Here is an 11,619-nt window from a genome sequence, read left to right as displayed (position 1 = left end):
ATGTTTGCCATATATAATATGATTAATATTTTTACTTCTATAGTAAATTTCTTGAATTTTAGACAAAAAAATTGGCTTCATTACAAAGAAGCCAATTAGCAATATTTCTATTATTTTACGTTGATCTTAATCGCTTTGGAGGTAAAACCTACTCGAATGGATATTGTCACGGTCCCGGGCCATATACCTCCTTTAACAAGTATATAATCATCAGTTATTTTAACGACTTTGACAACTTCATAGCCCAACCCATCAAAGTATTCAACACCTCCCGTAACCTTAACCTTGTATCCATTTGCGTTTATAACTTTATATGGTATCTTTAATTCTTTGCCCATTTTTAACGAATAGCTGTCTTTCTTTATTTCAATCTTAGTTTCCTTTACATTTTTAAGCTCAGGGTAATCCATTTCTGTTTTATCAATTGATATGAATTTTATATTATACAAGGAACACAGTTCCGCTGTCGCAGATCCTTTATATCCGTATACCTTTACCTTTTTCAGCATATTTGCTTTACTGCCTTTAAAGAACATGTTATCACTCTGATATGAATACACTTTACACAAAGGATTCATAATTGTTAATTTTTCCAGGTTCCAGCACTGACCAAATGCTCTGCTTTCTATGGAAGTAACACTTTTAGGTACATATACTGTCTTCAAATCCGAGCAATTATAAAATGCATAAGCTTCAATAGTTTCAACGCTATCCGGTATTTTAACAGATGTAACCGTATTATTAATAAAAGCACTAACACCAATAGTTTTTATATTCTTAGATATAGGCAACGTCTTAAAGCTAGTATCTGCAAATGCCGAATCTCCTATTTTCACGATACTATCCGGATATGTAATACTCCTCAAACTTTCACATCCACTAAATATTCCTTTTGGTAATTCTTTGATATTTCCTTTTATCTTTACAGTTTTTATACCAGTACACATATAAAATGCATATTGACCTATATCCGTTGTACTTTCAGGAAGTTCAATGGAAGTCAGTTTAAAACATGCTTGAAATGCACCATACCCTATTTTTTTTAGATTTTTTGGTAACTGTAAATCCTTTAGTTGTGTACATTCATAGAATACTGAGGAATTAATTGCTTCAAGACTATCAGGGAAAGCAATTTTCGTTAAAGTGGAACCGATAAAAGCTCCTCCTTGTATTATGGTAACTCCCTCAGGTATCTCTATAGATATTAAACCAGTATCAGCAAATGCTTCTATTCCAATAGATTTAAGACTTTTTGGTAATTGCACTTCCTTTAAGTTCTCACATGAATCAAATGTTCCTTTTGGAAGTTCTTCAATTTCACTCCCCTCCTCAAACACTACTTTCTTTACGTTACTATGTGTAAATACGTACTCATCCATTGCTTCTATAGTGCTTGGTATGACTACACTATCTATATCAGTTGATCCCAGACAAGCTTCAAACATGATAGAAACCGTATCCGGAATTACGATATCTTTTGCAGTTCCAACATAATCAACCAGTAGATAATCATCTTGAATAACAAAACCTTCTGCGTCAGTTACAATATTTTCGTCATTGGCTTTAACATTAGAACACTGAAACATTAGAAAAAGAATCCATGTTGCTCCTAATAAATATTTTACTATTTTTTTATACATGTTTATCCCCTTTATCATATTATTTTTATCTTTAGAAAATATATTTAGTAGTTTTTTCTTTAAAGGATATATATATTTAATATACTATACACTTACCATCTTTGCATAATAGTACTATTTCCTCTAAGCAGTCCTCCCTTAAAAAATCATTAAACTTTGGTATTTCAAATATCTCTCGATATAAATAAATTTATACTGTTATTAATAAATAATACAATACGTTATGTGAAATATCAACACAATATTTCCAAACTGTTCCATTAAATTAAATACTTTTACTCCTAAATATTTATGATATTAACCTGATTCGTTCTATCAGTAAAATCAATTGTATCAAAAGTAACAAATGTGTTGATGTGTGCCCAGAAAATATCCAATCTTATCTCCCCATTTTGATTTATTGTATCTCTTGCAGGTTCATAGCATTTTGCATAAATTGCATTCATTTAAAATTACAAACATACTAATAACAAAATAGTAATTATTTCACGAATTTTTTTGTTTGTAAACAAAACACTCATTTTACCTACAATATGACATATAAACTTTATTTTCAGGGTGAATTATGAGATATTTCTATGTATATAAAGAATAAAAATAATATAGGCAATATATATAGAGATAGCTTATATGCTGTACAAAGGCAACATAATTAATGTTGCCTTTGTACAGCATATATTTGTAATAGAATTTGTGTTGTTCTTCGTAAAAAAGGCTGTTGTTTTCCGGTAATCTAACCAGAAAACTATTTATAACGTTCTTCCGGTTATCCTTTCAACAGCCTTTTTTCATTTAGATTACTTTTATATGTTTTATTAGGAAAAATTAATCTTTCATCCGGTTGTTCCCTGTTAAATCGGAATTCATAATTTCTTTTCCCTCTTCTTCCGATATAATAGGTATATACCCGGCATTTAATATTTTTTCGGATTTACTTAATTCCGTTATCACATTAGCCTTGTTTACTGCAATATGCAGTTTTCTTAAAGCACTGGCATGATACTTACGTACTTTATCATACGGTATTTCTAATGTTTCGCTGATATTCCGAAATGCCTTCTTAGTAGGAAATATCTTTGTCTGTTCATCTTTAAAACTGTTATCTGACAGACCATAATACATTGTAATAATTTTCTTTTCTATATCTGTTAGATGCTTTTCAATTGTATTGTTTATTGTTTCCCCAAGTTCCTTTTTTAAAACTATCTGTTCCGGTGTATCTTGTTCGTCTGCTTTATTCATAAATACCTCATCATATACAACATTTGATGATGAAGTTATCATATTTCTAAGCTGCTTTACATTCTCTACAGTTATGCCCGTTATTTCAGAAATGTTTATATCATTGGGTTCTTTGTTTTCGCTTTCCAATAAACTGATGGCTTTATTTATCTTATACTTTTCATTGGCATAATATGTAGATAAACCATTTACATAATTGTTTATGTACTGACTGACTTCATGTTTAATATATAACACAAAAAAAGTAGTTGGTTTTGCTATTTCCGGATTATATTTTTCCAGCCCGATTATAATGCCCATCCTTGCAGCCTGTATCATATCTTCATAATGAGCACCAATAAATGTAGGATATTGCTCGGATACGAATTTCGTTATGAACTTATCCATATTTTTTACAAATAATTCTTTTGCTCTGTCACTCAGTAATGGATTCTCTGCATCTCTTGCGGCTTCAACAAGAATTTTTGTCATTCTAAAGTCTTTATTAAAATAACCTGACACAAACTCTAAGGTGTCTAATTTTTCCATTAAACTTCCTGTACTCATAACATTAATTACATCATTTACCACTTCGTCATCGCAAATTTCGCTATACTGACTTTTCATTTGTTAAGCCCCCCCAGAGAATTTTAAAGATTTCTAGATGTGATTTGCCTTTTAATTTCTTCATAAAAAGACAAATTTAAAGATAAATTTTTCCTTTTATAAACATAGTATAACAAAAGTCGATAAAAAAGTAAATATTTTCTACAACAAATTAACAACTTTGTTTAATTTTGTTATTTGGCATAAAAAATAAGTGTAAATGTTTAAGCATTAATGATATGCTTTAACATTTACACTTGTATGTAGTAAAAAAGAGAAACTTAAAATTCTCTTTTTTGTCATTATTTTATTTTTGAGTTATATGAACTGCATTTTCATTTTCCAGAGCCGTTATTTCCCAATCACCAATATGTATGCTTATTGCTTTGTCCTCAATGGTATCATTTCCGCTTACCTCTTTCATCCTGTTAATTATATTAACACTAGGCTCAAGCCCATGTTCTATAATAGTTTGACCATTGGATGTATGAATAATTGCTTTGTCGTTAATAAGAAAGGCTGTTATAATTTTATAAGTCATTTGACTGTAAAACTTACCAATAACATATTCGCATAAGCTATCGCTGATCATATCCAGATAATTAATTTTTGTAACAGTATTATCCATTGGATTATACTCCTTTCTTTATGCTATTATACATAGATATACTGTTATCTATGAATCAGAATTGCATTAGTGTATGATTCTGTCAATTAATTATCATAGCTGTTACCTGTTTATACTGTAAGTCCAATGATAACTACATTAAAGGATTGGGGTGTGGTTGGTAAGAATACTCACTAATTAATATCTATATTATAACATAAAACAATAAATAATGGTTTAAGTTTTTTTAATTTTTGTTTAGTTTTTTAGCTACATGATTAACTATATAAAATATACACAAAAAATATCACCATATTCAATAGTAATATATTCCCATATTTGTCGAACTCTTTATTAATATACAGATTCTCGTCGAAATAATTTACCAGAAATTAATAGTGTATTATAATAAATTTCTTTTTAAAACAGAATCCCACATTTTTGAAACTTTTTTAGGTGGAATTTCGCTATCATGTAAGGGTATGAAACAAATTTTATAACCATCCATTATTCTTCTTATCAACATCTCCTTCTCCCTGGAAGTTACCAGGTTGAACGCAAAAATCCATTCATTTGATGTATTTCCAAGCTGTCTGATGAAATTCGATAAGATACCAAGGTATTTCTCATCTCCATTGCATATCATAATTTTAATATTACAACGTTTTAATTCAACCAACTGATCTGCATTAAGTTCACCCAAAATACCGCAATCATAGATTATAAAACGGTTTGTACCGAATACACTGTCGTAATCCGTATCTTTGGTATATTCCGTTATATCTTTATTTTCCAGATCATAGGCACCTTTCTTATGGCATATACAGATATTCTCCGGGAAATTTTTAATTATATAGTGTGCAAAACTGATTCCTGTGTGTGTACAACCACAGCCATGCTTTAAACCAGTTATGAAGATAGTTTCCTTTCCGCATAACACTTGGTTTGAGGTAAGTTTTCTTCTGAATTTGTTTCTGGTTTCATCTATATAATTCAGCATGGTGGTTTCCTTCACCAAGTTGTCATCTTCGTGTCGTCCATCTTCGTAACGCTCATTTTCGTAACGCTCATCTTGATATCGTTCATCTTGATATTCTTTATCTTGATATTCTTCATCCTGGTACCGTTTATACTTATCCCTGTCAACCTCATTATAATTGTAGCCCGCATATTCTTCTGGACTGCCATTTGTATAAACAGTGTTATTGCCAGCCCTTTTTCCTTTGTCCATGGAACTCTCAGGCATCTGCAGAGCTTTTTTATCTTCGTCAAACCGAGGATTGCTTTTATAAGTTGTATTCACAGTATTATACTGTAGACCCGTATTATGTTGCAAATCCGTATTATATTGCAAACCTGTATTATGTTGTAAACCTGTATTATATTGCAAACCTGTATTATGTTGTAAACCTGTATTATGTTGCAAACCTGTATTATGTTGCATATCTGTATTATGTTGCATACCCTTATCATGCCCACTCTCTGATGCATCATATTTCCTATTCCCATCTAAAGATCTGTTATTTTGGGTATTTTCAGTCATTGTTTTTATTTGCTGCAGCGGCTGAGATGCCTCTGGTTTTCTTAATTTATTTTCCTTTTCTGCATTGTTTTTTTCCATTACCGGATTCGGTACTTGCTTTGGTAGACTCGATATTGGCTTAACAGGCTGAGGTATCCTAACCGGATTTTCGATTTCTTCTTGCATATCGTCATCAACATTATCCTTTGTCTGTCGTTCCACCAGAGATATATTCCTGTTGTATTCAATAAAATCTGCTCTGTTTAAGTCATTGGTTTTCTTTATTCTACTGCTGTAACTGGTGTTCGTGGTGTAATCCTCCAGTTTTATTCCGTATGCTGCTAATGTAACCTTAAGCAATTGAACCAGTTCTTGGGAACATTGTCTAAATACATCAAATTCTCCTTCTTTGATTCCAGCTCTGTTTTTCGTATGATCCCTATACAATAACGAATATTTAAAGCTGCTATTATTCTGGTGCTTTGCAGAACGGTTTATCTTTGATAAAATAATATCGGAACATGTGAACACTTTATTCATTTTACCCAAATACAAGGAATCCTCACTGTTCATACCGCTAAAATCCATTATAATTACATCGGCAGGTTTTATATTCTCGTCCAGATTCCACGAGGAATAGTAATCTACTTTGCCGCAACTGACTGCATTATTTTCGGACAGGCAGGGTATTAACTGATCTAACAGATTACCCTTCGAAAAATCCGGTTCAATTAAAGCAACCTTATACCCAACCGCTGCAATATAATTCGCGGCGGAAATTGCTGTAAGGGTACATTCAAAGTCAAAATCGGTGCCACAGAATCCTATCGATACTGCTTTGCTGCTGAATATAGGCTGTATTCTCTCACCAGGATCGGATACCATAAATTTAATGTCCTCCGTATATAAACCTGCTATACTCTTTCTTTCTCCTGTCTGGTTGTGTTCTTTATTTAAATCTTCCTGGCCAATACCAGCATATAATGCTGCTTCTTCTATTGTCCTGCCATTTAATATAATATCTCCAATCTCGCTCATGAGGTTTTCTTCATCAAACAACAGGTTGTAAAAATTATAATTAAAATAATAACCGACAGCTTCCGGGTTTCCTTTTTTTAACCGGCTGATAACAGGAATAATTATTCTGTTAACAGCCTGAAGTATTCTAAAGTCATTAATTGTGAAAAACCCCTTTAATTGCTCTGAAACAATGATAACATCTATTTCCGGATATGATAGAATAGCTTCTGTAATTTCATCTCTGGACTGTGCCTTGTATACACCATTTACCTCTATTCCCATCATACTTAATATCTCTATACCCTTTTGCAGCTTTTCTTCTTCATAATTTTCAAGTGCAAACAGAATCTGTACTGCCTTCATTGTTTTTACCTCACATTATTATGTATATTAATTTCCAGTCGATTCCCCTGGGTTGGTTTCTTGTGTATTTTCCTGGGTTGCTTCCTGGGCCTTATCTGTTATTGCATTATTTATCACAGACTTATCTGTTTCTGCTGATTGTGCCTTTTCTGTATCATCTTTTCCTATTTCAGCAAAAGATAACTGTTCTAACAAGCCCCAGTTAATCGAAGTATAATAATCGTATTCCCCATTATATTCCTCTGCCAGATCATGGTATTTTTCTATAAAGTACATTTCTCCGGCTGATAATTCACTATTCCCGCTGTTATTCTCTTCTACTGCTTCCTGGCTTTCATCGTAACTGTCAATAATACTGTTATAAACTTTTTGTGCCAAAGCATTCTCTTCATAAAATTTTGCTATCAGATCAATTGTTAAGGTCTTATCCACTACTTTTGCCGCATTCAAATCTCCATAATAAGTGTTGGCATTCTCCAGCAGTATATTTTTCTCATCTTCTGAAAGGACGATTCCTTCCTCCTTGGCTTTCAGACAAAGAACTTTTGTCATTCTGATCTGTTCACAAATAGTTCCCTTTACCTGTTTCTCAAAAGTTATTGTATTGTTACTCGAATCAGACACTTCCTTATCCCAATCGGCCTCATTTTGCAGATTATATCCCTGATAAACATCTGCTGCATACAGCAAAAATTCATTCATCACAACTTTTTCATTATTTACTCTCATTACTTCTTCTGTGTCAAATTTTATTACCTGTGATGCTTTGTTATCCCCATAAAAATAGAAAAATAACCGGGTACCTGCTGCCAGCAGAAGAACACCTAATATAGCTATAAAAAATATTTTACCACTTCTCCTTTTTACCCTTGCTGGACCTTTCCCTTTTTTACTTTTCTTAACATTGTTCTCTAAGATTTCATCCATATACTTATCCTCCGTTTTTTAACCTTTTTACCCTGCTTTATCTAACATGGTATCAATTTTATTTTTCGATATATAGAATTCCGATTTCATTATAGCTTCCATCATAAATTGGGTATTCCGAAAACACAGCCTCCTCTTCAATTGCAATAGACTTGCTTTCAGAATATTTATTAAATTTAGTTTCACTCTTGTCTGAAAATCCGTAAGGTGCTATATAACCTCCTGAGATATCTTTCATGACAACTGTATCTTTTAACAGCCTGTTATAATTAATAAAAACTGCATCCCGGTAACTTCCTTCTTCGTCTTTGATCAGACTAATTCTGTTACTGTTATCATTTTCTAAAATATATCGATAATACTCTTTCTTTTCACCTTCATCTATCCCTTTTAATAGATCATTGGTTGTAACAAGTAATGCAAAGTCTTTGCCTTTCACTTCCTTGTATTTGTTTTTGATATCACGCCCGCTGATACCCTCCTGTAAATTGTCTTTCTCCTGAAAACCCTCTTCCTCTGTTTTTGTTCTCCCTGCAGCAGGCAGGTCCGTCTTTTTAGCCTTTAACATAAAACCTGCTATGATAACTGCACCTATTGCCAGGATTAACATTATGATTAAAACAATTTTACTTTTTGTTTTTAACATATAGATTTTTGTTTTTATTCTCAAAAACATATACCATTCCTCTTTTCTAAATAAGTCAGTGATTTTAATACAATATGATTGATTTTTTTTGTATTGTGTAAAAAAACAGATACTTAGGTACAATTCCTTACAGGAAAACGTAAAATAAATCAAATTTATTGGCCACATTTTACATTCTTTTCCGAAACCCATCTTCCCTTCTAGTACTTTAGCCCCAGTAACGTCCTATAATTCTGCATTTTATGTTTTTATCTGTCATATTATTAGAAATACACTATATGTAAAGGATGAGGGGATTATGGATACGCAAACTATTATCACTGAGTATGAAAAAATTCTTTTAAAGGACGAAGGAGTCAATCTGTCCTCAAGTTTCTTCTGTTACAATGATTATAACAATCATAAATTAGCACTTGCCATTTTTCGTTATGCCATTGAAAATATTCTCTGTTGGACTCCGGCAGAAACAGCAGAAACTCTCAATATGGATATTATCAAAGGCCTCCATTTACTAACCCCTTATAAATATCTCATTTTTCCGGAAGAACTTACCCGTAAGGACTGTTTTTATGTGGCTCACCTGTTGTACCCTAATGATGTTCCTTACAATATGAGGCATCTTGTGATTCTTTCATACCAAAGAGTTCTCGGACAGGAAAACGGAAAATTCACTAAGAACTTTTTTAACGGCTCCGGAGGTGAACTCAGAGCTTGTATATGTCTTCAATATCTGTTAAAGGAGTACTTTACTTTCTCCTCCATAGAAGAAATTTATTACTATTTTTCCAACCCTAAGATTATGTCCACTCTGCGGCAGTTCCGCCTGTCAGGTGTTTGCATGGAGCTCTTCGAAAGTCCCCTTGAATTTGTACATTGCGCTCTGCCCAATAATCAAAAAAATGAATTATATTTTCAGTTTTATCGATTCGAATCCGTTCTTAAAGAGAAGAAACTGAAATCAAAAATAAAACATATCATAAGTGTCTGAGATATAGGAGCTAGATTATATGAATGTCCGAAAATCATCCAAGGTACTGTTTACAGCCTGTAATATATGTATGATATTAATATCCATAACAGCAATTCTGATGCCCATACTAAGTCTGGCTCACATAAATGCAAAAGCTAAAGTTATATTTAATACTGTGAATAAAGATTACGAGACCTGTTTTGGTAAGAAATATGTACATGAAGTTTCTTATTTTACCGATATTGCTTGTATGAAAATGGAAATCTCCTCTGATATTATTAATCAATCAGCCTCATTGAAAAAACAATATTTTGAAAGCATTAACAACATAAATTCTTCTGATGAAGCTTCTGCTGCCAAAAGCGGAACGGATAACCCAGAAGCTCTTGATAGATTAAGGTCATCACTTGTCGAAATTCAGGATTATAACAAAGCTATAGAATTCAAGACTTCTTCCATTTCTTTATATAAAACCTGCGAATTACTATTCACAACTTTAAACTATATGACTTATGGCAGTGATGCGCTGATAAAAGACGTAATTAATTTTATAGATAATCCAGAGGCTTTATCGTTGGCGGCAGACAAAGATACACAAGAAATTCGTATTATGGCTCAACTGAGTACCTCTATTTATCTGAATCTGAATCAGCAGGTACTACTCTATAAATTAATAGCAATAGCAGGAATCTTTATTTTATTGGGAACAATTTTAAATATCTACAGAATAAGATCTCGAAAAAATAAATACAGAAGAAAAAGAAAAATTAAAAAAATGTAAGGAAGCAGCACATATTATGCTCTTTCAATTATGCCTCCTTACATAATTATATCACATATAACTTACAACCTTTTCCAGCATATTTATATTCAGTATTAATTCATCTCTTGATTTCTTCATGGAGTCTATGACTTTAATAAGTTCGTATTTATTGGTAGTAAAGTCTTTTGTAAAATCTCTTATAATATCTTTATTTTCGGGAACCACGGTTAACTCAGAGTAATTCACTGCTGTGGTTTTTCCTGAAACCTCCTGTCTCGTGACGCTGTTATCAAGCTCCGCTTCCGACTCAATAAAATCCAATAATTTTTCTCTGATTCGTCGATTTAGTTGCATCTTGCCGTTTTCAATCAGACTGAACTGACTTCTGTTTACCCCTGATTTATCAGAAATGGCAGCCTGGGTGTATTCTTTCCTGCTTTTTATCATTCTTACCTGATTTAATATTTCTTCATCGGTCAGACTATCCTTTTTATTATCCTGTAACTCCTCTTTACTCTCAAGTAATTGTTTGATGATTTCTTGATCTTTTGCATACAAATCGCTCAGCTTTATTGAATTCGTTCGGAAATACTCATTCAGCTTATTTTTCACCTTATCCGTCAAGGTTCTTTTACCCGTTTCAATATATCCTATCTGAACTGATGTAATATCAATCGCATCTGCAATATCCTTCCTTGACAGACCCATTGCAGTTCGGATTGTCTTTAAGGCATCACCGGAGTTTATAGTTATGTTGTGCAATGATAAGGTTTTATCTGCTGGAATAGTTGCTTCTGTCGACTTAGTAGATTCTTTAAGCTCATTATTATCAGTTGAACTTATGTCATTGGATTCCTGAAATTCACTTACATCTACTATATCAAACCAATTTTCCTGCAAATCGAAAGCTTCTCCAATTTTTCTCTTATCTCTTGCTGATAACGGCAGATACCCCTTTTCAAGAAGATTTAGAAAACTAAGATTTATTTCGGTTTTTTTAGAAAACTCGTCAATAGATAATCCAAGGTTATTTCTTATAAACTTTAGTTTAATACTATCCCCTTTTGCTGCAAATAAATCTTCTTTTGTCATTATAAACTCCCCCTTGTTACCCTACATCTGTTAAACTTTCTTTTATTTTTAATATGACAGATTTATTTATAATTTGTAGTATTTTTTCATATTTTCTGTTTTTTTCTAGATTGATTACTTGTTTTTCTTTTAAATATAGTAATAGTCTTCTTTATATGGCATTTTATATCTGGCGAAGGTAAGGCTATTAAATGTAACCTATATGTTCTGAGGAAATGAATTCCATCCAAGCAGCAAAACAG

At 32.3% G+C, this 11,619-nt stretch carries 9 protein-coding genes; 2 read left to right on the top strand and 7 right to left on the bottom strand.

Annotated elements, in window-relative coordinates:
- Positions 1-110 precede the first annotated feature (110 nt).
- The 6 genes from BR73_RS0110920 to BR73_RS0110895 all read right to left on the bottom strand — a co-directional run bounded on the left by BR73_RS0110920 (position 111) and on the right by BR73_RS0110895 (position 8,582).
- Positions 111-1,640, bottom strand: coding sequence for a leucine-rich repeat domain-containing protein (locus BR73_RS0110920; RefSeq protein WP_033165548.1), 1,530 nt, complete (start codon positions 1,638-1,640; stop codon positions 111-113).
- An 825-nt stretch (positions 1,641-2,465) separates the two neighbouring features.
- Complete coding sequence (locus BR73_RS0110915) at positions 2,466-3,488, bottom strand: sigma-70 family RNA polymerase sigma factor (RefSeq protein WP_033165547.1); 1,023 nt, start codon at positions 3,486-3,488, stop codon at positions 2,466-2,468.
- A 286-nt stretch (positions 3,489-3,774) separates the two neighbouring features.
- Positions 3,775-4,095, bottom strand: a complete 321-nt coding sequence (locus tag BR73_RS0110910; protein WP_033165546.1) for a hypothetical protein — start codon at positions 4,093-4,095, stop codon at positions 3,775-3,777.
- 382 nt (positions 4,096-4,477) lie between these two features.
- Positions 4,478-6,979 carry a hypothetical protein gene (locus BR73_RS0110905; RefSeq protein WP_033165545.1) on the bottom strand — a complete coding sequence of 834 codons (2,502 nt, stop codon included), beginning with the start codon at positions 6,977-6,979 and terminating at the stop codon, positions 4,478-4,480.
- A 27-nt stretch (positions 6,980-7,006) separates the two neighbouring features.
- A complete protein-coding gene (locus BR73_RS0110900; protein WP_033165544.1) occupies positions 7,007-7,906 on the bottom strand; it encodes a hypothetical protein in 900 nt (299 codons plus the stop codon).
- Positions 7,907-7,964: 58 nt separating this feature from the next.
- Complete coding sequence (locus BR73_RS0110895) at positions 7,965-8,582, bottom strand: hypothetical protein (protein WP_033165543.1); 618 nt, start codon at positions 8,580-8,582, stop codon at positions 7,965-7,967.
- A 268-nt stretch (positions 8,583-8,850) separates the two neighbouring features.
- On the opposite strand from BR73_RS0110895, the gene BR73_RS0110890 reads away from it, so the two are divergent.
- A complete protein-coding gene (locus tag BR73_RS0110890) occupies positions 8,851-9,540 on the top strand; it encodes a hypothetical protein (RefSeq protein WP_033165542.1) in 690 nt (229 codons plus the stop codon).
- A gap of 100 nt (positions 9,541-9,640) precedes the next feature.
- Positions 9,641-10,303, top strand: coding sequence for a hypothetical protein (locus BR73_RS0110885; protein ID WP_156034686.1), 663 nt, complete (start codon positions 9,641-9,643; stop codon positions 10,301-10,303).
- A gap of 51 nt (positions 10,304-10,354) precedes the next feature.
- On the opposite strand, the gene BR73_RS0110880 is transcribed toward BR73_RS0110885, so the two are convergent.
- Positions 10,355-11,377, bottom strand: coding sequence for a helix-turn-helix transcriptional regulator (locus BR73_RS0110880; protein ID WP_033165540.1), 1,023 nt, complete (start codon positions 11,375-11,377; stop codon positions 10,355-10,357).
- Positions 11,378-11,619: the final 242 nt, after the last annotated feature.

It is taken from the genome of Clostridium sp. KNHs205 (genome assembly GCF_000702945.1).
GTDB lineage: Bacteria > Bacillota > Clostridia > Lachnospirales > Lachnospiraceae > Anaerocolumna.
Note: the sequence above shows the minus strand (reverse complement) of the source record. Positions and strands in the feature narration are given on the sequence as shown.